Source organism: Hydrogenophaga sp. IBVHS1 (assembly GCF_002127265.1).
Taxonomy (GTDB): Bacteria; Pseudomonadota; Gammaproteobacteria; order Burkholderiales; family Burkholderiaceae_C; genus Hydrogenophaga.
In genome coordinates, this window is sequence record NZ_NFUU01000002.1 from 156032 (window position 1) to 177829 (window position 21798).

Consider the following 21798-nt stretch of genomic DNA (forward strand, 5'->3'; position numbering starts at 1 on the left):
TCGCTACCATGGACCCTTTGAAATTGCTGTGCCCGGCCAGGGCGCTCAGAGGTGCCCATGAAACTGATCGACTCCATCCTCACCCAGGCCGCGGGCATTGCCGCCGTGCGCCGCGACATCCACGCCCACCCCGAGCTGTGCTTTCAGGAAGTGCGCACCGCCGATGTGGTGGCGCAAAAACTCACCGACTGGGGCATTCCCGTGCACCGTGGCATGGGCACCACCGGTGTGGTGGGCATCGTGCACGGCCGCGATGGGGGCGCCTGTGGCCGCGCGATCGGGCTGCGTGCCGACATGGATGCGCTGCCCATGCAGGAGTACAACACCTTCGACCATGCCAGCAAGCACGCCGGCAAGATGCACGCCTGCGGGCACGATGGGCACACCGCCATGCTGCTCGCGGCGGGCCAGCACTTCGCGAAGCACCGCAACTTCGACGGCACGGTTTACCTCATCTTCCAGCCGGCTGAAGAAGGTGGCGGTGGCGCGCGCGAAATGATCAAGGACGGCCTGTTCGAGAAATTCCCTGTGGAAGCCGCCTTCGGTATGCACAACTGGCCCGGCATGGCGGTGGGTACGTTTGCCGCCAGCGCGGGCCCGGTGATGGCGTCGAGCAACGAATTCCACATCACCATTCGCGGCAAGGGTTCGCACGCCGCGCTGCCGCACAACGGGATCGATCCCGTGCCGGTGGCCTGCCAGATGGTGATGGCCTTCCAGACCATCATCTCGCGCAACAAGAAGCCGGTGGATGCGGGCGTGGTGTCGGTCACGATGATTCACACCGGTGAAGCCACCAACGTGGTGCCCGACAGTTGCGAAATCCAGGGCACGGTGCGCACGTTCACCTACGAGGTGCTCGACCTGATCGAACGCCGCATGCAGGAGATCGCCGAACACACCTGCGCCGCCTTCGGCGCCACGGTCGAATTCAAGTTCAAGCGCAACTACCCACCCACCATCAACCACGCCGCTGAAACCGCGTTTGCGCGCGAGGTGATGGCCGAGATTGTGGGCGCCGATCGCGTGGTGGAGCAGGAACCCACCATGGGCGCCGAGGACTTCGCCTACATGCTGCAAGCACGGCCCGGTTGCTACGCCTTCATCGCCAACGGCGACGGCGCCCACCGCGAAATGGGCCACGGCGACGGCCCCTGCATGCTGCACAACCCCAGCTACGACTTCAACGACGACCTGATCCCGCTGGGTGCCACCTACTGGGTGCGGCTGGCCGAGAAATGGCTCGGCCAGCCGCGCACCGGGGGCGCGGCATGATCTCGCCACAGGCTGCTTTTTCTTCTTCCTACGCCAGCGCCCGGATCAAGTTTCTCGAAGGCGCCGCTGCGGCCGGCATGGCCATTTCCAGTCACAACCACCCGCTGCCCGGGCGCGATGGCGAGACCCTGGCGATGGACGTTGCGCTCGACGGATCGCCCGATGCCGAGCGCCTGCTCGTCGTCAGCAGCGCCTGTCACGGGGTCGAGGGTTACTGCGGCTCTGGCGTGCAGGTGTTTGCCGCGCACGACGCGGATTGGCGCGAGCACGCTCGCAGCGCGGGCGTGGCCGTGCTCTACATCCATGCGCTCAACCCGCACGGCTTTTCGTGGGTGCGCCGCGTCACGAACGAAAACGTGGACCTGAACCGCAACTTTCAGGACTTCAGCCAGCCGCTGCCTGGCAACCCCGCCTACGCCGAAATCCACCACCTGTTGCTGCCCGACCAGTGGCCGCCCGGTGCGGAGAACCAGGCCGCCATTGATGCCTACATCCAGACGCATGGCCTGCAGCGCTACCAGGCGGCGGTGTCGCAAGGCCAGCACTCGCACGCCGATGGCCTGTTCTTCGGCGGCACGGCGCCCACCTGGAGCAACCAGACCCTGCGCAAGGTGCTGCGTCAGCACGGGCAGGCGGCGCGCCAGCTGGCCTGGATCGACCTGCACACAGGTCTGGGTGCAAGCGGCGTGGGCGAACGCATCTGCGCCTGTCGCGACGACAAGGTGGCGCTGGCACGGGCTCGCGCCTGGTGGGGTGGCGGCGGCAAGACACCCGTCACCTCCATCTACGACGGCTCGTCGACATCGGCCCTGTTGACCGGCCTCATGTGGAGCGCGGCTTACGAAGAATGCCCGCAGGCCGAATACACCGGCATCGCCATGGAATACGGCACCGTGCCGATCACCGAAGTGATTGATGCCTTGCGCGCCGACCATTGGCTGCACCTGCATCCTGAGGCGCCGTCCGAATTGCGCACCGCCATCAAGCAGCGCATTCTGGCGGCGTTCTACACCGACACCGACGAATGGAAGGCGCAGATCGTGACGCAGGCGCGCCAGTCGATGTTCCAGGCCATCGACGGCCTGGCCGCTCAGCCCTCCAGCGCGACCCGGGCCGAGGCCACGTAGAGCCGTTCCATCGCGTCCAGCGGCTCCATCGCCGCGGCGCGGTCCAGCAGAGCCGTGGCTTCTGCCAGGCGCTTCTCGCCCTCCAGCATCACCAGGCCATTGGCGTACTCGGTCAGCGTCACGGCCGAGTCCGGGTTCAGGGACATGGCCGTTTCGTACAGGGCGAGCCCGGTCGTCTTGTTCGCGCCGTAGGTCATGCCGCCGACCATGTGGCCCACCTTGTCGATCACTTCGGCGTGGAAGGAGGCCAGTGCCAGATGAGCGTCGGCGTGTTGCGGGCATCGCTGTATGGTGGTTTCCAGCGCGGTCTTGATGCGCACGCCGAGCCCCTGCGTGAGCGCCTTGGCCACGCTGATGCCCTGGCTGTAGCGGCCCAGTGCGTAGGCCTGCCAGAACCACGCGCCAGGGTTGTCCGGCTGGTGGTGTTGCAGCTTCTCGGCGCGTGCAGCGGTTTCCAGCAGCAGGTCATGGCGTGCGGCCTCGCGGCGCTCGACGTAGTTGGCGTGAATGGCGGTGGCCTTGTTCGCCACGTTCTGGCCTGCATCGCCCAGCGCGAGGCCCGCTTCAGCGGCGCGCTGGAACTCGCCGTTGTGGAACAGCACCCAGGCCTGTTGCAGCGCGGGGTCCTCGGGCCAGGGCTCGGCGTCACCCTTGTGCAGCCGGCCCCACAGCGCCTGGAGGCGCGCGGTATCAAACGGTTTGTTGCCCAGGGAAGCGTAGGCGGTCCACTCGGTCATCATGTCTCCTCATGGTTCCGGCTCAGGGTGGGGAGCCATAGGCTCCGGTGATTTTCTGCAGGTGCTGTCGCTGCGCCGCTTCCAGGTAGGGCGTGAGCAGGTTCAGCACATGCCACGCGCCACGCATCAGGGCTTGCTGCGCGTTTTCGGGTTCGAGCGCATGGCGCGGGTCCCGTACGTACTCGAAGCTCAGCCAGTAGGTGAGCACCACCACCATGCTGGTGGCTGTGGGCTCCACTTCGCGGCTGTCGATGTTCACCGCGCCATGGCGGCTCATGCCGTCGAGTACATGGCGGATCGCACGCGTCTTGTTCTTCAGCACCGCCTGGAAGCGTGTCTCCAGCAGTCGGTTCTTCGACAGCAGGTCGTTCAGATCGCGGTACAGAAAGCGGTATTGCCAGATCAGCTCGAACAGCGAATGCAGGAAGAACCACGCGTCCTCGACGTTGCGCACCCCCTCGCTCGCGCCCAGCAGTTCGCCCAGCGCGCGCTCGTAGCGTTCAAAGAGCGAGTTGATCAACTCGTCCTTGGCCGGGTAGTGGTAGTACAGGTTGCCGGGACTGATGCCGAGCTCGGCCGAGATCAACGTGGTCGACACATTGGGTTCGCCGAAGCGGTTGAACAGCTCCAGCGTCACCTCGAGGATGCGCTCTGCAGTGCGACGAGGGGCTTTCTTGGCCATTCGCTGTGCTCAGCGGCGGGCCGGGCCTGGCACAGGGCGTGCGGCGCGTTCCAGTTGGTGTTGCAGCTGGTCCAGCGTGGCGTGCACGCGGTTCGCGAGCGCGCTGTGCACCGGCGTGGGTCGGTTCTGCAGCAGGTGCCGCTCGGGGTCCTGCAGCGCTTGCACGTCGAGCGCGACGCCGTGGCGCGCCAGCATGGGCGCCAGCTCTTGCTGGCGCGCCAGCAGCATGCGCCGCGTCTCCTGGTAGGCGTGCTCGGCGATCTCGCGGCGCTGGCGGTAGCTGAAGGTGTTCGCGAAGAACAGGGTGGCGTCGCGCTGGTCGGGTTCGAGCAACAGAATGTCGCTGCCCGGGTAGGCGCGTTCGTAGTGCTTGAGACCCAGCGCCAGGCGCGAGTGGATCATGGAGCGGAAGGTCTGGCTCATGACCGCCGGAAAACCGCCATCGACCAGCGACGGAATGCGCCGGCCATCGCGCAGGCTCGGGCTGGTGTGAAACGGCACCAGCGGGTTCAGGCACAGAAGCAGTTCGGCTCCATCGTCCAGGGCCACCGTGGCGTGCAGCGTTTTCTTGAGTGCGCCGTCCACATAGTGCTGGCCTCGGATCTCCACCGGCGGGAAAAGACCGGGCAATGCCGCGCTGGCCTGAATGGCGCGCGAGATCGGCACGTGGTCCCAACCGGGACGGCCGAAGGGCGCGGCCTCGCCGGTGTCGAGCTGCGTGGCCACCAGGGTGAGGCGGGTGCGCAGCTCGCGAAAATCGTTGGTGCGCCCGGGCTGGCTGAACAGGCGCTCGATCTGTCGATGAATGCCCTCGTTGTCCAGCACACCGGTGGGCAGTGCCGCGCCCATGCGCTCGAAGGCGTTGGTGAAGGTTTTGCCTTTCACCGCCCAGTCCCAGGTGGCATCGCGCAGCAAGCCGGGCAGGCGGCGCAGCCGCGAGCCAAATTCACCCCAGGCTGGTTTGAGCAACCAAGAAGGATCGAAGTTGTCTTCGCTCGGGCGGTCTTCAATGAAGGCTTCGCACAGCTGGCGCGGCCGGATGCCATTGGCCAGGCCCGCGGCAATGAAGCCACCCGCGGACACGCCGACATAGTGGTCGCAATCGTTGAGGTCGAGGCCGACCAGACCGTCGTCGAGCGCGCACAGCGCGCCGATTTCGTAGATCGCACCGAGAGGCCCGCCGCCCGCCAGCGCGAGCGCAATGCGGGGGCGGCCCGTTTTCCGTGCGCGTGGGCTGGAAGCGGCCTTGCGGCCCGAGGATCGGGACATGGTCATGCGATCGAGTGTAGACGGCGGAGGTCTGAAAACATGCTGCGTTGCAGCATGTGGAGCGGGCGCAAAAAAGGGGCGTCAAGCGCCCCTTTTTTTCATGCCTGCCAGGGCTTGATTCCGGTCACGCAGCCTTGGTGCTGCGGCTGGTCTTGCGCGCGGCCTTCGCGGGCGCCTTCTTCGCCGGTGCGGCCTTGCGGGGCGCGCTCTTGGCGGGCGCTTTGGTGCTGCCCTTGGTGCTCAGGCGTTGCACGTGCTGGTTGAGCGCGTCGATGCGCTCGATCAGTGCTTCCACATCGCGCGCGGACGGCACGCCCAGCTTGTTCAGCGCCTTGGCCACGCGCTCTTCAAAGATGTTCTCCAGCTTGTCCCACTGGCCAGCGGCCTTGGACGAAATGTCGGTGGCCATGCTGGTGACGCGGCTGGTGGCTTCGGAAATGCGCTCTTCGGCCACGGCCTGGGTCTTGCGCTGGATCGACATGCCTTCCTTGACCAGCGACTCGAATGCCTTGCCGCCTTCTTCCTGGGCCTTGGAGAATGCGCCCAGGCCGGCCAGCCAGATCTGTTGTGCGGAGTCCTTGATGGCGCCCGAGAGGGGCGAGCCGGATGCGGAAGAAGAGGTGCTGCTACTGCCGGATTTCTGGATTTTCTTGACCATGGAGGCTCCTGAGAGGGGACGGGTGAAGGGGAGTGGCAGTGCCACGGCGTTCGGGCACTGTACGGCCCGTGTTGTGCGCCTGTGTAGGGGCGCGCGACTAAACGATCTCGTTGTGGGTCTCGCCTCACGCGGGTTTTTGCGGAAGGCAGCGCTGGGCTCATGGTGAAGAATGGCGGGCTGTTGTCAGCCTTTCGTTCAGAACCTTCAACGCTCAGGAGATCCCCCATGCATTATTTCGTCACCGGTGCCACCGGCTTCATTGGCAAGCGGCTCGTGGGCAAGCTGCTGCAGCGCAAGGGGGCGGTGGTGCACTTCCTGATCCGCAGGGAAAGCGAAGGCAAGGTGGCGGCGTTGCGCGAGTACTGGGGCGTGAGCGCGGCGCGAGCGGTACCGGTGTTCGGTGACCTCACCAGCAAGAAGCTGGGTGTGTCGGCCGAGGACACGAAAGCACTCAAGGGGCAGATCGATCATTTCCACCACCTCGCGGCCGTCTATGACCTGGAGGCCGACGAGGAAAGCCAGATCGCGGTGAATGTGGACGGCACGCGCAACACGGTGGAGTTCGCCAAAGCCATCGGTGCGGGCCACTTCCACCATGTCTCCTCCATCGCTGCGGCGGGCCTCTACGAAGGCGTGTTCCGCGAAGACATGTTTGACGAGGCCGAGAACTACGAGCACCCGTACTTCATGACCAAGCACGAGAGCGAAAAGATCGTGCGCGAGGAATGCAAGGTGCCCTGGAGCGTGTACCGGCCGGCTGCCGTGGTTGGCGATTCGGCCACCGGCGAGATGGACAAGATCGACGGGCCTTACTACTTCTTCAAGCTGATCCAGCGCATGCGCCAGATCCTGCCGCCGTGGATGCCGAGTGTGGGCCTGGAGGGTGGCCGCATCAACATCGTGCCGGTCGATTTCGTGGTCGATTCGCTGGACCACATCAGCCACCAGAAGCGCAGCAGCGGCGCCTGCTTCCACCTGGTCGACCCCATGGGCTACCGCGTGGGCGACGTGCTCGACATCCTCAGCAAGGCAGCCCACGCGCCCAAGATGAACCTCTTCGTCAACGCTGCGCTGATGGGCTTCATTCCGAAGAGCGTGAAAAAGGGTCTGATGGCGCTCGCACCGGTGCGTCGCGTCTACAAGGCCATCATGCAGGACCTCGGGCTGCCCGAGGACATGATGACCTTCGTCAACTACCCCACGCGCTTCGACTGCCGTGAGACGCTGGCCGCACTCAAGGGCAGCGGCATCGCCTGCCCGAATTTCAAGGATTACGCCTGGCGCCTGTGGGACTACTGGGAGCGACACCTCGACCCCGACCTGCACATTGATCGCAGCCTGAAGGGCACTGTAGCGGGCAAGGTGGTGCTCGTCACTGGTGGCAGCTCGGGCATTGGCCTGGCGGCAGCGCACAAGTTCGCGGAGGCGGGGGCCATCACCCTCATCTGCGGTCGCGACCAGGACAAGCTCGACGAAGCCTGCAAGGAGGCGAAGGAGAAGGGCTACCAGTTCATCGCTTATCCGGCCGACATCGCCGACATGGCCGATGCCGACCGCTTCGTTCAGGTGCTGATCCAGAACCACGGCGGTGTCGATTTCCTTATCAACAACGCGGGCCGCTCGATCCGCCGCGCCATTGAAGGCAGCTACGACCGCTTCCACGATTTCGAGCGCACCATGCAGCTCAACTACTTCGGTTGCCTGCGTGTGACCATGGGCTTGCTGCCCGGCATGGTGGCCAAGCGCAAGGGCCATGTGGTGAACATCAGCTCCATCGGCGTGCTGACAAACGCACCGCGATTCTCGGCCTACGTGGCCAGCAAGGCGGCGCTCGACGCGTGGACGCGATGTGCCAGCAGTGAGTTTGCCGACCAGGGCATCAGCTTCACCACCATCAACATGCCGCTGGTGCGCACGCCCATGATCGCGCCCACCAAGATCTACCAGAACGTGCCCACGCTCGCGCCCGAGGAGGCCGCCGACATGATTGCGCAGGCCTGCATCTTCAAGCCCGTGCGCATCGCCACCCGCCTGGGTGTGACGGGCCAGATGATGCACGCCATGGTGCCGCGCGTGGCGCAGATCGTGATGAACACCAGCTTCCGCATGTTCCCCGACTCTTCGGCGGCCAAGGGCGAGAAGGGCGCCAAGCCACAGTTGTCGGCCGAAGCGGTGGCGATGCAGCAGATGATGCGGGGCATTCACTTCTGACGGGTGGCGGGCGCGGGCGCCTAGAATTTCCCTTTTGCCCGCTTCGCAGGAACCCGCATGACCACGCCCGCCGACATCACCTCCATTCCGCCACGCGACAAGGCCGAGATCCTTGCGCAGGCGTTGCCGTACATCCGCAAGTACCACGGCAAGACCATGGTCATCAAGTACGGCGGCAACGCCATGACCGACCCCGCTCTGCAGCAGGACTTTGCCGAAGACGTGGTGCTGCTCAAGCTGGTCGGCATCAATCCGGTGGTGGTGCACGGTGGCGGCCCGCAGATCGAGACGCTGCTCAAGCGGCTGGGCAAGCAGGGCCAGTTCATTCAGGGCATGCGCGTGACCGACCCTGAAACCATGGAGGTGGTGGAGTGGGTGCTGGCCGGCGAGGTGCAGCAGGACATCGTGGGCCTGATCAACCAGGCCGGTGGCAAGGCGGTGGGCCTCACCGGGCGCGATGGCGCCATGATCCGCGCGCGCAAACTGCGCATGACCGATCAGAAGGACCCCAAGCTGGAACACGATGTGGGGCAGGTGGGTGACATCGTGAGCATCGACCCCGCGGTGGTGAAGGCCCTGCAGGACGACCAGTTCATCCCGGTGGTCAGCCCGATCGGATTCGGTGAACAGAACGAGAGCTACAACATCAACGCCGACGTGGTGGCCGCCAAACTGGCCACCGTGTTGCAGGCCGAGAAGCTGCTCATGCTCACCAACATCCGGGGTGTGCTCGACAAGGACGGCCAGTTGCTCACCGAACTCACGCCGCGCCGCATCGACGAACTGGTGGAAGACGGCACCATCTCCGGCGGCATGATCCCCAAGATCGCGGGCGCGCTGGACGCGGCCAAGAGCGGCGTGAACGCGGTGCACATCATCGATGGTCGGGTACCCCATGCGCTGCTTCTGGAGGTTCTTGGCAATGAACCCTTCGGAACCATGATCCGTTCGCACTGACATGGCGACCCCCACGCTCCACCGCTTCGCGGGTCGCTGCCCCCCATGGGGGCGCCTTTCGCCTTGGGGCGGCCTGGCGGCGAAACACTGACCATGCGCCTTCTCCTGGTCGAAGACGACGTGATGGTGGCCAGCGGGATCAAGCTGGGCCTGTGCGACGCCGGCTACACGGTGGACTGGGTGGGCAGTGCCGAGCGCGCCGCGCAAGCCATGCAGAGCGACACGTTCGATCTGGCCATCGTCGACATTGGCCTGCCCGGCATTGATGGCCTGGAGCTTACGCGGCGGCTGCGCGTGGGCGGCGTGCAGATGCCGGTGCTGATCCTCACCGCACGCGATGCCTTGCACGACCGCGTGCAGGGACTGGACCTCGGCGCCGACGACTACATGGTCAAGCCCTTCGAGCTGCCCGAGCTGCTGGCCCGCCTGCGCGCGCTGCTGCGCCGCTCGCAGGCCGCCACGTCGGCCGTGCTGGGCTTTGGTCCGCTGGAGATGGACACCGCGCACCGGCGTGTCACGCTGGTCGGGCAGCCGATGGAGCTGGGTCCACGCGAATGGACGGTATTGGAATACCTGCTCATGCAGGTCCCCAAGCCCGCAGCCAAAGACAAGCTGCTGCAGGTGCTGACCGGCTGGGACAAGGAAATCACGCCCAACGCAATCGAGGTCTATGTCTCGCGCCTTCGCGCCAAGCTTGAGCCCGCGGGCATCTGCTTGCGCGCCATCCGGGGGTTCGGCTACCGGCTCGAGCTGGCCGAGCACCCGGGACATGCGACCACCGCCTGAAGCCGTCGCGCCGCGCGGCATGATCTGGGGACTGCAACGGCGCCTGCTGGTGCTGTTGTTGATCACCGTTGGCCTGATCGTTTCGGTCAGCGTCTTCTTTCACTACCAGAGCGCGGGCACCGCAGCCTTGCAGCAAGATCAGCGGCTGCTGAGGCTGGTGCCCTTGCTGGCGGATTCGGTGGTAGTGAGGAATCTGGGCGCCGATGGGAGTGTGGACCTGGACGAGCCGCTGCAGCGCGCGGCCGATCTGTTGAACTCCCCCGGGTTGTCCATGCTGCTCGCGCCGGCCGTGGCCGAGTTCCTGTCGGAGCGGCGTGGCTTTGCGGCGTTCGGTGTGTTCAACGATCTGGGCAGCCAGATGCTCGGCGAGCGCTGGCTGCCCACGGTGCTGCCCGCCACGCGCGACGCGGAGTTCCTCAGCGTGGTCGAGGCCGGTGTCACCTACCGCGTGGTGGCGCAGCGCGTCACCACGGACGCAGGTGAACTCATCGTGATGCTCGCCGATGGTTCCGACGCTCGCCAGCAATGGTTCAGCAACGTGCTGCTGCGGGTGCTGCTGCCCAACCTCATCCTGTTCGCCGTGGCTGCTGCGGTGATTTCGTGGGGGGTCGCGCGGGCCCTGCAGCCGCTCATCGAACTCAAGCAGGCGGTGGAGAACCGCTCGCCGCGCGACCTCAACCCGATTGACGCCGCCGGCGTGCCGGCCGAAGTCCGGCCACTGGTGGTTTCTCTCAACCGGCTGTTTTTTCTGGTGAATGCGCAGACCGAGGCCCAGCGCCGCTTCGTGGCCGATGCCGCGCACCAGTTGCGCACGCCGCTGGCCGGCCTGCAGGCGCAGGTGGAAGCCTGGGCGCAGGCCGCGCGCAGCATGGACGGAGGCGACTTGCTCAGCCTGCGCGCCGGCCAGGTGCTGCGCCTGCGCGACGCCACGCGGCGCACCTCGCAACTCGCCAACCAGTTGCTCGCGCTCTCGCGCGCCGATGCGGTGAGCGCCGATGCGCAGCCCATGCAGCGCGTCGACCTGATGGCGCTGTGTGAAAACATGCTGGCCCTTTACCTCGATGCGGCGGCGGCCAAGCGAATCGACCTCGGGCTGGAGACCCGACCCGCGCAGACCCTGGGGCACGCGTGGTTGCTGCGCGAGATGTTGCTCAACCTGGTGGACAACGCCATCAAGTACACCCCGCAGGGTGGCCGCATCACCTTGCGTTGTGGCCTGGACCAGGGGCTCACGGGGACGCAGGCCTGGCTGGAAGTGGAAGACGACGGGCCGGGGATTCCGCCCGACGAGCGCTTGCGCGTGTTGCAGCGGTTCTACCGGGTGCCCGGCACGACCGGCGAGGGCAATGGCCTGGGCCTGGCCATTGCCGATGAGATTGCCCGCGCGCACAGCACCCATCTGCAACTCGATGCGGGTGCGCAAGGGTTCGGCCTGCGCGTGCGAGTGGCCTTTGAGGCGGTCACTTACTGACCTCGCACGGGGCTGCCACGCTGATCGAAGTGCCCTGCAACCGTGTGCGAGAATCGCCGAACGGAAGACACACCAGGGCCGGGTACACGGTCCAGCAGCTCATCACGAACGGATCGATCACCCATGACCTCCAACGTCCCTGAGTCCCCGTCCCCCGCCGATGATGCGGCGCAGGAGGCCGCCAACGCCATCGAGGCCGCGGCCCACCCGGACGGTGCCGGGCGCAAACGCCCCAAGCCCGGCGAACGCCGCGTGCAGATCCTGCAGGCCCTGGCCACCATGCTGGAACAACCCGGGGCCGAGCGCATCACCACCGCCGCCCTCGCGGCCCGGCTCGACGTGAGCGAGGCGGCGCTCTACCGCCACTTCGCCAGCAAGGCCCAGATGTTCGAGGGGCTCATCGATTTCATCGAGCAGTCGGTGTTCGGTCTGGTCAATCAGCTGGCCGATCGCGAGCCCGACGCCAACGCCCGCTCGCGCAAGCTCGTCACGCTGCTGCTGCAGTTCGGGGAAAAGAATCCCGGCATGGCGCGCGTGATGGTCGGCGACGCACTGGTGTTCGAAAACGATCGCCTGCAGCAACGCATGAACCTCTTCTTTGACAAGATCGAGTCCACCTTGCGCCAGAACCTGCGCGAGACCTCGGTGGTGGCCGGTGCGGCCACGCCCACGGTGGACGCACAGGCCGATGCCTCGGTGGTCACGTCTTTCTGTGTCGGGCGGCTGCAACGCTTTACGCGCAGTGGCTTCAAGCGCTCACCGTGCGAGAGCCTCGATCACAGCCTCAACCTGCTGCTTCCCGACGGCAGGCTCTGAGTTCCCGTGGGCCGGGGCGTGATTTAGGGCGCAGCCCCTAAACAAACCTCCCCACAAACGCCTGCTGGTTTGCGCCAACCGGTGGTTTTGCGGTAAAAATAGAACGACCGTTCGATTTATTCGAGCGGTTTCTTCTTTTTGCCCCGATCCACCGAGGACCGAAACCATGAGCGTCACCCCCATCGCCCGCCGAGTGCGTGCCGATGTCTCGGCCCAGAAGCCCTTGCAGAAGGGCCAGCAGACCAAGGCCGCCATCGTCGACGCCGCGCTCGGTCTGGCCACGCAGATCGGCCTGGAAGGCCTGTCCATCGGCGCACTGGCCGAGGTCATGCAGATGAGCAAGTCCGGCGTGTTCGCCCATTTCGGCTCGCGCGAGGAACTGCAGATTTCAGTGGTGCGCGAGTACCACACGCGCTTTGAAGAAGAGGTGTTCTACCCCGCGCTGGACACGCCGCGCGGCCTGCCCCGCCTGCGCAAGCTGTTCGACAACTGGATGAAGCGCACCTCGGTCGAGATCGACTCGGGCTGCATCTACATCAGCGGTGCGGTGGAATTCGACGACCGGCCCGGCCCGGTGCGCGATGCCCTGGCCAGCTCGGTGAACACCTGGCTCACGGCCATGCGCCGAGCCATCGAGATGGCCGTTCAGGAAAACCACCTCGATGCCGGCACCGACGCGGCGCAGATGGCTTTCGAGGTGCACGCGCTGATTCTGGCCCTGCACTACGAGGCGCGCTTCCTGCGCACGCCCGGCTCGGTGCAGCGCGCGCTCACGGCGTTCGAGGGCATCGTGCAACGCTACGGCGGCTTGCCACCTGCCGATGCGACGACCCGCAAATCCCCAGCCGCCGCACGCACGCAGCGCTGATCCGTTTTTTCAGTTTTCACAAACCCAGCACAGGAGTTTCCCCATGCCCGTTTACAACCCACCCCTGCGAGACATGCAGTTTGTGATGCACGAAGTGCTCAAGGTTACCGATGAATTCAAGGCCATCCCGCAGCACGCCGACACCGATGCAGACACCATCAACGCGGTGCTGGAAGAAGGCGGCAAGTTCGCCTCACAGGTGATCTTTCCGCTGAACATCAGCGGCGACACCGAGGGCTGCAAGCTCGACCAGAAGACGCATGAAGTGACCACACCCAAGGGCTTCAAGGAAGCCTACAAAACTTACGTGGAGGGCGGCTGGGCTGCGCTTTCATGCGACCCCGAGTTTGGCGGCCAGGGCCTGCCGCTGGTGGTGAACCAGTGCCTGTACGAAATGATGAACTCGGCCAACCAGGCCTGGACCATGTACCCCGGCCTCACCCACGGTGCCTATGCCGCGCTGCACACCTACGGCACCGACGAGCAGAAGAAGACCTACCTGCCGAAGATGACCAGCGGCGAGTGGACCGGCACCATGTGCCTGACCGAACCGCACTGCGGCACCGACCTGGGCCTCATGCGCACCAAGGCCGAGCCGCAGCCCGACGGCACCTACAAACTCACCGGCAACAAGATCTTCATCAGCGCCGGTGAGCACGACATGACCGACAACATCGTTCACCTGGTGCTGGCACGCCTGCCCGATGCGCCTCCCGGCATCAAGGGCGTGAGCCTGTTCATCGTGCCCAAGTACAACGTGAAGGCCGATGGCTCGATCGGCGAGCGCAACGCCATTCATTGCGGCGGCCTGGAACACAAGATGGGCATTCACGGCAACGCCACCGCGCAGATCGTGATCGACGGTGCCATCGGCACCATCGTGGGCCAGCCGAACAAGGGCATGCAGGCCATGTTCGTGATGATGAACGCCGCCCGCCTGGGTGTGGGTAACCAGTCGCTCGGCCTCACCGAAGTGGCCTATCAGAACGCGCTGGCCTACGCCAAGGATCGCATCCAGATGCGCAGCCTGACCGGCCCGAAGGCCAAGGACAAGCCGGCCGACCCGATCATCGTGCACCCCGACGTGCGCCGCATGCTGCTCACCGCCAAGGCCTATGCCGAAGGGGGCCGTGCGCTGGCCATTTACTGCTCGGTGCTGCTGGAGAAGGTGCACCACCACCCGGACGAAAAAGTGCGCAAGGACAGCGACGACATGCTCTCGCTGCTCACGCCCATCACCAAGGCCTTCCTGACCGACAACGGCTACAACGCCGCGACGCAGTGCCAACAGGTCTTCGGTGGCCACGGCTACATCAAGGAATGGGGCATGGAGCAGTACGTGCGCGATGCCCGCATCAACATGATCTACGAGGGCACCAACACCATCCAGAGTCTGGACCTGCTGGGCCGAAAAGTGCTGGGCAACAACGGCGCCACGCTCAAAAAATTCGGCAAGCTGGTGGGCGCGCTGGTGATGGAAGAGGGCGTCAACGAAAAGATGGCCGAGTTCATCAACCCGCTGGCGGTGCTGGGCGAGCAGATCACCAAGTTCACCACCGAAATCGGCTTCAAGGGCCTGCAGAACGCCGACGAGGTGGGTGCCGCTGCGGTGGATTATTTGCGCGTGGCCGGTCACCTGGTGTTCGGCTACTTCTGGGCCCGCATGGCGCAGGTGGCCTTGCGCGAGATCGCCGCCGGAAACGCCGACCCGTTCTACACCGCCAAGCTGCAGACCGCACGCTTCTACTTCGCCAAGCTGTTCCCCGAGACCGCGACGCTGATGCGCACCGCGCGTGCCGGCAGCAAGGTGTTGATGGACACCGACGCTGCTCTCGCGTAAACACAGGTTTCGTTCCACAAAACCACCAGGAGACAGACATGATCAAGACCGCACTGACCGCCATGGCCCTTTCGATGGCTTCCCTGTCTGCGTTCGCGCAGATGTCGCCCGTGGGGGTCTGGAAGACCATCGACGACGACACCAAGAAGGAGAAGTCGCTGGTCCGGATCACGGAGAACAACGGCGTCTACAGCGGGAAGATCGAGAAGTTTCTTGATCCGGACAGCAAGCCCGATGCGGTGTGCGACAAGTGCACCGACGAGCGCAAGGACAAGCCCATTCTGGGCATGACCATCCTGCGCAACCTCAAGCAGAGCACCGGCGACAAGACCGTCTATGACGGCGGCGACATCGTCGATCCCAACAACGGCAAGGTCTACCGCAGCCGCCTCAAGCCGATCGAAGACGGCAAGAAGCTGGAAATGCGCGGCTACATCGGCCCGTTCTACCGAACCCAGGTCTGGCTGCGAGTCGAGTGAACGTGCGCCTCATCCCTCTCATGGATATCCAATGAACCGATTTCAAGTGAAAAAAGTCGCCGTGCTCGGCGCGGGCGTGATGGGCGCGCAGATCGCTGCGCACCTGGTCAACGTCAAGGTGCCGGTGGTGCTCTTTGATCTTCCTGCGAAGGAAGGTCCGAAGAACGGCATCGTCACCCGCGCGGTGGAAGGCCTCAAGAAACTCAAGCCCTCGCCGCTGGGCGTGGTGGCGGATGCCGACCTGATCGGCCAGGCCAACTACGAAGAGCACATGGAGCAGTTGAAGGACTGCGACCTGATCATCGAGGCCATCGCCGAGCGCATGGACTGGAAGCTCGACCTGTACACGAAGATCGCGCCCTTCATCGCGCCGCATGCCATCGTCGCATCCAACACCTCGGGCCTGTCGATCACCAAGCTCAGCGAGGCGCTGCCCGAGGCGATCAAACCGCGCTTCTGTGGCATCCACTTCTTCAACCCGCCGCGCTACATGACGCTGGTGGAACTGATCGCCACGCCCACCACCGAGCCGCAGATCCTGAACGACCTGGAGACCTTCGTCACCAGCGGGCTGGGCAAGGGCGTGGTGCGCGCCAAAGACACGCCCAACTTCGTCGCCAACCGAATCGGTATTGCCGGCATGCTGGCCACCATGAAAGAGGTGGAGAACTTCGGCCTCACTGTGGATGTGGTCGACGACCTCACCGGCAAGCGCCTGGGCCGCGCCAGCAGCGGCACCTTCCGCACCGCCGACGTGGTGGGCCTGGACACCATGGCCCATGTGGTGAAGACGCTGCAGGACAACCTGAGCATCGACACCGATCCGTTCTACGGCAGTTTCGATACACCGCCTGTGCTGAAGAAACTGCTGGAACTCAAGAACCTGGGCCAGAAAAGCGGCGCCGGTTTCTACAAGAAGGTGGGCCGCGACATTTTGCGTTTCGACCTGGAGAGCGGTGACTATGTGCCCGGTGGCGAGAAGGCCGACGAGGTGTACGGCCGCATGCTCAAGCGCCCGGCCGCCGAGCGGCTCAAGTTGCTGCGCAGCGCCGAAGGTCCGCAGGGCCAGTTTTTGTGGGCGATTCTGCGCAACAGCTTTCACTACGCCGCCGTGCACCTGGCCACCATTGCCGAGACCGCGCGCGATGTGGATCAGGCCATGCGCTGGGGCTTCGGCATGAAGCAGGGCCCGTTCGAGCTCTGGCAGGAAGCCGGCTGGCTTGAGGTGGCGAAGATGATCCAGGAAGACATCGATGCGGGCAAGGCGCTGAGCAAGGCGCCGCTGCCCGACTGGGTGTTCAAGGGCCCGGTGGCCGAGGCCGGTGGCGTGCACACCGCGCAGGGTTCGTGGAACCCCACCAAGGGCGAATTCGAAGGTCGCCTGCAACTGCCGGTGTACCAGCGCCAGCATTTCCCCGAGCTGCTGCTCGGCGAAGCTGGGGCGAAGTTCGAGACTGCGGGCGACACGATTGAAGAGAACGACTCGATCCGCGTGTGGACGCTGGACGGGCAGGTGCTGATCGCCAGCATCAAGACCAAGATGCATGCCATCAGCCCCGAGGTGTGCGAAGGCCTGATGGCCGCCGTGGATCTGGCCGAGAAGGAATACCAGGGCCTGGTGATCTGGTCGGGCGACGAACCGTTCAGCGCCGGCGCCGATCTGCAGGCCATGCTGCCGGCGTTCATGGCCGTCGGTGTGAGCGCCATTGAAGACGCCGAAGGCTTCATGCAGCAGACCATGCTGCGCCTGCGCTACGCCAACGTGCCAGTGGTCTCGGCCGTGCGCGGCCTGGCGCTGGGCGGGGGCTGCGAAATGGCGGTGTACAGCGCACGACGCGTGGTGCACATGGAGAGCTACATCGGGCTCGTGGAGGTGGGCGTGGGCCTGGTACCTGGCGCGGGTGGCCTCACCTACATCGCCCGCCGCGCGGCCGAGAACGCCGAAACCTCGACTGGCAAGGACCTGCTGCCCTTCCTCACCGAAGGCTTCACCGCCGCGGCCATGGCCAAGGTGGGGACCAGCGCGCTGGAATCCCGAAAGCTCGGCTACGTGCTGCACTCCGACGTGATCGTGCCGCACAAGGACGAGCTGTTGTTCGTGGCCATCAACGAGGCGAAGGCCTTGTTCACTGGTGGCTACCGCGCGCCGCACAAACGCCTGTTCCCCGTGGCCGGCCGCGACGGCAAGGCCACCATCCTGGGCAGCCTGGTCAACATGCGCGACGGCGGCTTCATCAGCCAGCATGATTTCCACATCGCATCGCTGATAGCAAACGTGGTGACCGGTGGCGACGTGGAGCCCGGCACGCTGGTGAGCGAGGAGTACCTGATGACGCTCGAGCGCCGCGCGTTCTGCTCGTTGATCGTGCATCCCAAAACGCAGGAGCGGATTCTGGGGATGCTGAACACCGGCAAGCCGGTGCGCAACTGAAGTGATGATTTTGGTGTGCCTGCCCCCATCCCAGCCTTCCCCCAGAGGGGGTAGGGGTGTTGCACCTTCCCCCTCTGGGGGAAGGTGGGGATGGGGGCTCTCCGCCAGCCAATAACCATGCAGAACCAGGCCACCCCCAACGCCAGACTCCATGCCCGCGCCCTGCGCCGGGACATGACCGACGCCGAACGAAAGCTCTGGTCGGGGCTCAGGGGCGAGCAGCTGGGTTTCAAACTCCGCCGCCAACACCCGCTGGGTAACTTCATCGCTGATTTCGCCTGCCTTGAACCGAAGCTCATCGTCGAGCTGGATGGCTCGCAGCACGCGGACCAACAGGCTTACGACAGCGCAAGGGATGCTTTCTTCAAGGCGCAGGGCTTTGACGTGTTGCGTTTTCCTTCCAACGCACCGTTTCAGAACTTCGATGGTGTGCTGAGCACCATCCTTCATCAACTCAACATTTGGGCGGGCGCTGCCCCCATCCCGACCTTCCCCCAGAGGGGGAAGGAGGAAGACATCGCACAAGGAGCGAATTCATGAGCAAACAGATCCAGGACGCCTACATCGTCGCCGCCACCCGAACTCCCATCGGCCGTTCGCACAAAGGCTCCTTCAAGAACCTGCGGCCAGACGACATGCTCGCTCTCGCGCTGCGCTCTGCGCTCAGCCAGGTGCCGGGGCTCGACCCGAAAGCGATCGAAGACGTGATCTGCGGATGCGCCATTCCGGAAGGGCAGCAAGGCCTGAACGTGGCGCGCATCGGTGCCATCCTGGCCGGCCTGCCCAACAGCGTGGGCGGCATCACCGTCAACCGTTTTTGCGCCTCCGGCCTGTCGGCTGTGCAGATGGCGGCCGACCGCATTCGTGTGGGTGAGGCGGACGTGATGATTGCGGCGGGTACGGAGAGCATGAGCATGGTGCCCATGATGGGCAACTCGCCCAGCCTCTCGCCCACCATCTTCACGAACACCGATGACGTGGAAAGCTACGGCATCGCTTACGGCATGGGGCTCACGGCGGAGAAGGTCGCGCAGAAGTGGATGGTGTCGCGCGATGCGCAGGATGCTTTCGCGCTGCAATCGCACCAGCGCGCCCTGGTGGCCATGAAGAACGGTGAATTCACCGACGAGATCACGCCGGTGGAAGTGACCGAGCGCAGTGTGGACCTGGACAGTGCTGAGGTCACCACCAGCACCCGCACCGTGAGCCTGGACGAAGGCGCTCGCCCCGACACGTCCATCGAAGGCCTTGCGAAGTTGCGCACCGTGTTCGCGGCGCGCGGTTCGGTTACCGCCGGCAACAGCTCGCAGACCAGCGACGGCGCGGGCGCGCTCATCCTGGCCAGCGAATCGGCCATCAAGCGTTTCGGTCTCACGCCGCTCGCGCGCTTCGTCAGCTACGCCTCGCGCGGTGTGCCTCCGCACCTCATGGGCATCGGCCCCATCGAAGCGATTCCTGCCGCGCTGAAATACGCCGGCCTCACGCAAGACGCGATCGACTGGATCGAGCTCAACGAGGCCTTTGCCGCGCAGTCGCTCGCCGTCATCAACACGCTGGGCCTGGACCCGAGCAAGGTGAACCCCATGGGTGGAGCCATTGCGCTCGGTCACCCGCTGGGCGCCACCGGCGCCATTCGCTCGGCCACCTTGGTGCATGCGCTCAAGCGCCACAACAAGAAGTACGGCATGGTGACCATGTGCGTCGGCATGGGCCAGGGCGCCGCAGGCATCTTTGAGCGGGTCTAGAAGGACTCCCCCCGCGCCGCCTGCGGCGTCACCCCCCGGGGGGCAATGCCTGTGGCCCGGCAAAGCCGGTTCCACGGCATTTCTGGATCGGGCACATCACGCCGCGGCGGGGGCGGCTACGGCCTGCCCAGGAAGAGGTAGAGCCCGGTGTAGCCGCGTGGCGCGCTCACGATGCTCAGGTAAAGCGGCCCGATGCCGGTGTCTGCCCCTACGAAAAGGCTGCTGCCTGCTCGCATGCCGCGCAGGGTGATGTCGCTGCGGTCTGTCCAGGCATTGCCAGCTTCGAGTGAACCGCCCACGAAAAGCGCCCGCGCCACGCCGGTGCTGTAGGGCAGACGCTGGTAGTAGGTGAGGCGGCCGAACACCAGATAGTTGCCGGCCACCTGGCCCACGCGATAGCCCGAGAGTTGCTGGAAGCCGCCGAGCGCATATTCGTCCACGGCGCCGATCGGAATCTGGCTGGCGTAGGCAAATCGCGCACCGGCGTTGATCGTGTGCAAGCCCCAGGTTTTCACGCCAGTGGCCGTGCCTTCGAGCCGGGTGAAGCTGCTGCTGCCGCTGGCCACGCCGCTGAACGAGCGCCGCCCCAGCACCACTTCGCCCTTGGCTCGGTAGCCGCGTGAGGGGAAGTTGGCGTAGTCCAGCTGATCGGCAATGACGGCGCCTCGCACGCCGGCTTCGGTCCAGCGCAAGGTGCCCACCAGGTCCTCCGGCTGCACGCCGGCAATTAGCTCGGGCGTGACCTTGCGGTGCCCCGCCACCACACCCACGCGCATGTCGCCCACGTTGCCCAGCAAGCCCATGGGCCAGCCCACGTCCAGGCCGACCTGCAAGCCCTGGCGCCGCACCAGCGCCACCGAGCGGCCGACATCGTCGTAGAGCTCCACACGCCGCAGGTTGGCATCGGCGTAGCCCGCCACGAAGCGGTCGCTCCTGAGCGTCAGCGGTTGGTAGAGCTCGGAATACAGGCCCAGCGTCTCGCCCACCTGCACGCGGTTGCGCCACTCGGCGCCGCTTTCGTTGAGCCAGTGCCGGTTGTGGCTGAGGCGCAGGTTGAAGGCGCCCTGGCCCTGGAAGTCGGTGCGCAGGTCCAGGCCCACGCGCAGGTAGTTCGGTCCCCAGGTGTTCTCATTCAGACGCAGCGTCAGGTCCTCAGCGCCGTCGTCGCGCCGCGTCAGGCTGTAGTCCACCCGCTCATAGTCGCCTGTGGCCGCCAGCTTCTGCAGGTCGCGCTCCAGTTGCGGCACATCCAGCCGCTGGCCTTCGGCGGTGTCGAGCACGGACGCCAGGCGCGCCGCGTGCGCTTCGTTCACGCCCTCGAACTTCACCGAGGCCACCGCGCCGATGCGTGCGGCATTGAACTTCACCTTCGCTTGCCGCGATTCGGCCCATTGCCGGTACGCCGGAGCGTCCACGGCGAAGCGCGACAGGGCCTGACCCACGGTCTTGCCGTAGTCGTTGCCCAGCTTCACCAGCTCGGCCACCTTGCCGAAGTCGGCCGAGGTCAGCTGGCCCAGGGGTGGTTGCAACAGCAAGTCGTTGGGGGTGAGCGTGGCAATGCTGGCGCGCACGTTCTGTTCGGTCAGGATGTGCACCATCTGCATCGTCACGCCGAACAGCGTGCCCAGCGTGGCGCGCCCTCCGAGCGGTGTGCCGATGTCCACGGCGATCACCACGTCCGCGCCCATGCGGCGCGCCACGTCCACCGGCAGGTTGTTCACCAGCCCACCGTCGCCCAGCAGCCGGCCTTCCAGATCCAGCGGGGCGAACACTCCGGGTACCGACATGCTGGCGCGCAGCGCGGCCGCGAGGTCGCCATGGTCCAGCACCACCGGCTGGCCGTTTTCCATGTCGGTCGCCACGGCGCGAAACGGTGTAGGCAGGCCATCGAAGGTGGCGAGATGGCGTGTGGACAGCGTGTAGCGCCGCAGCAGCATCTCCAGCGAGCGCGACGATACCGCGCCACTGGGCAGGATGAACTGACCATCGCGAAAGCCGAGCGTGAGCACCGGCGACAGTTCAAAGTCTTCTTCCTTGCGGCGCTGCGAAAGCAACTGGCGCGGCTCGCGGCGGTCAAACAGATCGCCCCATTCCACCGCCTGAATCTCTCGTTCGAGTTCGTCCGCGCTCATGCCGCTGGCGTACAGCCCACCGACGATCGCGCCCATCGACGTGCCCACGATCACGTCCACCGGCACGCGCGCGGCTTCCAGTGCCTTGATGACCCCCACGTGGGCAAAACCGCGTGCGCCACCACCCGAGAGCACGAGGCCGATGCGAGGGCGTTCCACCCCCGGGGTGGACGCCGGCGCCTGGGCCATCGCGGGCGCGGGCACCGTCAGCAAGGCCAGCGCGCTGGCCAGGGCGTGGACGAGAAAAATCGTGAATCGGGACGGCATGAGGAGGCAAGTGTAGAGGGCTGTTTCCTCAAAAAAGCACGCCCGTT

18 protein-coding genes are annotated in these 21798 nt (G+C 65.5%); 13 read left to right on the top strand and 5 right to left on the bottom strand.

All coding sequences use genetic code 11. The annotated features are described in order from the left end of the window. Nucleotides 1-57: 57 nt before the first annotated feature. Both CAP37_RS15480 and CAP37_RS15485 read left to right on the top strand, forming a co-directional pair. Complete coding sequence (locus CAP37_RS15480; RefSeq protein ID WP_086125140.1) at nt 58-1275, top strand: M20 aminoacylase family protein; 1218 nt, start codon at nt 58-60, stop codon at nt 1273-1275. Continuing rightward, the gene (locus tag CAP37_RS15485) at nt 1272-2402 is read left to right on the top strand and encodes a M14 family metallopeptidase (RefSeq protein ID WP_086125547.1); all 1131 of its coding nucleotides are present in this window, start codon (nt 1272-1274) and stop codon (nt 2400-2402) included. Before CAP37_RS15480 ends, CAP37_RS15485 begins: the two co-directional genes overlap by 4 nt. Here CAP37_RS15485 and CAP37_RS15490 read toward each other — a convergent pair. The 4 genes from CAP37_RS15490 to CAP37_RS15505 all read right to left on the bottom strand — a co-directional run bounded on the left by CAP37_RS15490 (nt 2366) and on the right by CAP37_RS15505 (nt 5748). Beyond that, complete coding sequence (locus tag CAP37_RS15490; protein ID WP_086125141.1) at nt 2366-3139, bottom strand: hypothetical protein; 774 nt, start codon at nt 3137-3139, stop codon at nt 2366-2368. The two genes, CAP37_RS15485 and CAP37_RS15490, sit on opposite strands and share 37 nt — an antisense overlap. 22 nt (nt 3140-3161) lie before the next feature. Beyond that, nucleotides 3162-3821, bottom strand: coding sequence for a TetR/AcrR family transcriptional regulator (locus CAP37_RS15495; RefSeq protein WP_086125142.1), 660 nt, complete (start codon nt 3819-3821; stop codon nt 3162-3164). A gap of 9 nt (nt 3822-3830) precedes the next feature. Then, a complete protein-coding gene (locus CAP37_RS15500) occupies nt 3831-5096 on the bottom strand; it encodes a patatin-like phospholipase family protein (protein WP_306297835.1) in 1266 nt (421 codons plus the stop codon). A 118-nt stretch (nt 5097-5214) separates the two neighbouring features. After that, nucleotides 5215-5748, bottom strand: a complete 534-nt coding sequence (locus tag CAP37_RS15505; protein ID WP_086125143.1) for a phasin family protein — start codon at nt 5746-5748, stop codon at nt 5215-5217. Nucleotides 5749-5973: 225 nt separating this feature from the next. Between CAP37_RS15505 and CAP37_RS15510 the strand changes: the two genes are divergently transcribed. The 11 genes from CAP37_RS15510 to CAP37_RS15560 all read left to right on the top strand — a co-directional run bounded on the left by CAP37_RS15510 (nt 5974) and on the right by CAP37_RS15560 (nt 19352). Then, nucleotides 5974-7959 (top strand): SDR family oxidoreductase, encoded by a 1986-nt coding sequence (locus CAP37_RS15510; RefSeq protein WP_086125144.1) that lies wholly within the window; start codon nt 5974-5976, stop codon nt 7957-7959. A 57-nt stretch (nt 7960-8016) separates the two neighbouring features. Continuing rightward, the gene (gene argB / locus CAP37_RS15515; protein ID WP_086125145.1) at nt 8017-8916 is read left to right on the top strand and encodes an acetylglutamate kinase; all 900 of its coding nucleotides are present in this window, start codon (nt 8017-8019) and stop codon (nt 8914-8916) included. 93 nt (nt 8917-9009) lie between these two features. Continuing rightward, nucleotides 9010-9702 carry a response regulator transcription factor gene (locus CAP37_RS15520; protein ID WP_086125146.1) on the top strand — a complete coding sequence of 231 codons (693 nt, stop codon included), beginning with the start codon at nt 9010-9012 and terminating at the stop codon, nt 9700-9702. Further along, complete coding sequence (locus tag CAP37_RS15525) at nt 9686-11173, top strand: ATP-binding protein (protein WP_373271094.1); 1488 nt, start codon at nt 9686-9688, stop codon at nt 11171-11173. Before CAP37_RS15520 ends, CAP37_RS15525 begins: the two co-directional genes overlap by 17 nt. A gap of 123 nt (nt 11174-11296) precedes the next feature. Then, on the top strand, nt 11297-11989 hold the full coding sequence (gene slmA, locus CAP37_RS15530; RefSeq protein ID WP_086125148.1) for a nucleoid occlusion factor SlmA: 693 nt from the start codon (nt 11297-11299) through the stop codon (nt 11987-11989). Between the two features lie 166 nt (nt 11990-12155). Beyond that, entirely contained in the window at nt 12156-12857 is a 702-nt protein-coding gene (locus CAP37_RS15535) for a TetR/AcrR family transcriptional regulator (protein ID WP_086125149.1), read from the top strand. Nucleotides 12858-12900: 43 nt separating this feature from the next. Further along, nucleotides 12901-14697 carry an acyl-CoA dehydrogenase C-terminal domain-containing protein gene (locus tag CAP37_RS15540; RefSeq protein ID WP_086125150.1) on the top strand — a complete coding sequence of 599 codons (1797 nt, stop codon included), beginning with the start codon at nt 12901-12903 and terminating at the stop codon, nt 14695-14697. A gap of 38 nt (nt 14698-14735) precedes the next feature. After that, nucleotides 14736-15176, top strand: a complete 441-nt coding sequence (locus CAP37_RS15545) for a DUF2147 domain-containing protein (RefSeq protein ID WP_179190247.1) — start codon at nt 14736-14738, stop codon at nt 15174-15176. A gap of 31 nt (nt 15177-15207) precedes the next feature. Further along, the gene (locus CAP37_RS15550; RefSeq protein ID WP_086125151.1) at nt 15208-17607 is read left to right on the top strand and encodes a 3-hydroxyacyl-CoA dehydrogenase/enoyl-CoA hydratase family protein; all 2400 of its coding nucleotides are present in this window, start codon (nt 15208-15210) and stop codon (nt 17605-17607) included. Between the two features lie 117 nt (nt 17608-17724). Then, entirely contained in the window at nt 17725-18147 is a 423-nt protein-coding gene (locus CAP37_RS15555) for an endonuclease domain-containing protein (RefSeq protein ID WP_086125550.1), read from the top strand. After that, a complete protein-coding gene (locus tag CAP37_RS15560; protein WP_086125152.1) occupies nt 18144-19352 on the top strand; it encodes an acetyl-CoA C-acyltransferase in 1209 nt (402 codons plus the stop codon). The genes CAP37_RS15555 and CAP37_RS15560 overlap by 4 nt, the downstream gene beginning before the upstream one ends. 116 nt (nt 19353-19468) lie before the next feature. Here CAP37_RS15560 and CAP37_RS15565 read toward each other — a convergent pair whose 3' ends face one another. After that, a complete protein-coding gene (locus tag CAP37_RS15565; RefSeq protein ID WP_086125153.1) occupies nt 19469-21751 on the bottom strand; it encodes a patatin-like phospholipase family protein in 2283 nt (760 codons plus the stop codon). Nucleotides 21752-21798: the final 47 nt, after the last annotated feature.